This is a genomic window from Arthrobacter sp. I3, assembly GCF_000520575.1.
Taxonomy (GTDB): Bacteria; Actinomycetota; Actinomycetes; order Actinomycetales; family Micrococcaceae; genus Arthrobacter; species Arthrobacter humicola_A.
The window spans coordinates 1-2,001 of record NZ_AZSB01000557.1 but is presented as its reverse complement, the minus strand read 5'-3'; the positions used below and the strand labels follow the sequence as shown (position 1 = coordinate 2,001).

General features: G+C 65.8%; 1 protein-coding gene. It reads left to right on the top strand.

What is annotated here, in order from left to right:
• The first annotated feature begins 1,022 nt into the window (after positions 1-1,022).
• Positions 1,023-1,706, top strand: a complete 684-nt coding sequence (locus Y706_RS27370) for a DedA family protein (RefSeq protein WP_052354987.1) — start codon at positions 1,023-1,025, stop codon at positions 1,704-1,706.
• Positions 1,707-2,001 lie beyond the last annotated feature (295 nt).

Here is a 2,001-nt window from a genome sequence, read left to right as displayed (position 1 = left end):
CACCACCCAAAAACCCCGCCACCACAACCCAAAACCACCCGTCACGCACCTCATCGCACACTCCCCCGCCGCCCACGGCCACTATGCCGTGCATCACTCCATCCCCGTGCCGGCAACTCCCCCACATGGCGGGCCCAGGCAGTAGCAGGGGCGTATGACGAGTTGATGGCCCAACAGCAGCGAAGAACCTTGAAACCCGCGGGGGAAGTTGCAGGATCTCGTGGTTTGATCGAGCGATTGATTCCGCCGCAGCCTGTTCCCAGTACATCGAAGCAGCAAGAACTGTCAGGCAACCCCCTGAGGTCACCCTTGCTGTCTGTGCTTCCTGCGAGCTCCCCCAGTCCATGTTCGCGATGTTTAGGTTGTCATCGACTCCCTAGGGTTCGAGCGCAATGCATCGGAACGGTCGCCTCGCGCAGATCCGCGGTCTGTATCGGATACCCGCCTTCAAGAGCGCCACCTTCCACGACGAACAAGACAAAGGCGTGTTCATTGCCTGCCGGAGCCGCCTGGCGAACGTGTTCCCACCCGACGCGATCCCAGGCAGTACCATCAACGGCCCTCACTCAGGCGCGGAATCCATCTTCATGCTCGGAAAGTGCATCCACCCAAGCCTCTGGTGCTGAAGGTCGTACGCACCAGGAGGAAGGGCGGGCCTGGCCTGTGCGTGAGTTCTTTCCTTCGTGCGTTTTCGGTCGCCAATAGTCCCGGGAAACCGCGCAGCTCTTCAGGGCCCAAAGCAGGAGGTGTAGAAGACGCGCAGGGCCGGCGGTCGTAGCGGCGCGGACGGTGTTGGTTGCGGGCAATCCGGCCGGAGCGCCGAGGCTAGCGCCGCGGCCGGAAACGCTGTGCCGCCGCCGGCCGGGCAGTGTCCGCAGCGTGCTCTTGACGCGGCCCCGGCCGCAAGGGTAGACAAGGGCCATCCCGGTGCTGTCGCGGGGGTTATGACCGCAGACAGAACGCGGGCAGCGCGGGGACCGTCATGATGAAGCACGGCGGAGCAGCGGAGTGAGGTGTGAGCGATGACCGGATTAGTTGCCTTCCGCTTCGTGGCGCTCGGCTGGGCAGCCTACTTCGCCGCGGAAGCAGGGGTTGCGGACGAATGGGCGTACTACTTCGCCGTCTTCGTGATTGTGCTGGCCCAGTGCGCCGGTGTACCGCTTCCCGCCGTGGCCGTCCTGCTTGGCGCCTACGCCTCGGCGCGCCACGGAGACCTGAACCTTACCGCCGTTATCGCGGTCGGCAGCCTGGGCGCCATGCTCGGGAGCACGATTGGCTACGTACTTGGGCGGGTGGGAGGCCGTCCGCTGATGCTTCGACTCGCACAGCGCTTCCATGCCGACGAGAATCGCATCCTCCAGCTCGAGTCGTTCTTCGATCGGCACGGCGGCAAAGCCTTGTTCTTCGGCCGCTGGGTCATAGTTGTCCGGCTCTGGGGCGCCATTGCCGCGGGGGCCGCCAAGATGCCGTGGCCCACTTTTCTGCTCTGGACCATCACAGGGTCAATTGCCTGGGTCGCGAGCCTCAGTGTTCTCGCCTATTTGGCCGGGGCGCTGGCCAATGCGATCGGTGACGCTCTCGACATCGGCGGTTGGGTGCTGGTCCCCTTCGTCGTGCTGGGCCTGGTGATCGTCTGGCGCCGGCGCAGACGCCGGAAGCTCAGGTCAGCGGGAGGGACAGGGGACGGCGCACCCGATGCCGAATGAGCCCGTCCAGGCGCGTCCGGCCTGTACGTTCCTGCAGCAACGCTCGGCCTCCTTTGAGGCGGAGCATACGACGTCGCAGGGCCCCTCATCGGCGGTCGGGCACCAGGCCGCGACCCGGGTTCGGCTGGGCACGTAGCCGGGGGCTGGCGGGCGGCCGATCCCTCGAGGCCGATCCCTCGGGTCCGGGCCGCCGAAGGCACGGGTCAAGTCCTGAAAGGCCGGTTAAATGCGGGAGGACCCCTACCTGGTGGTGGGGGTCCTCGACCGTTAATGGTGTTCCGGCGGTGACCTACTC

Coding starts and splice junctions, on each gene's coding strand:
- Y706_RS27370 (WP_052354987.1), top strand. CDS start 1,023: ATGACCGGATTAGTTGCCTTCCGCTTCGTGGCGCTCGGCTGGGCAGCC.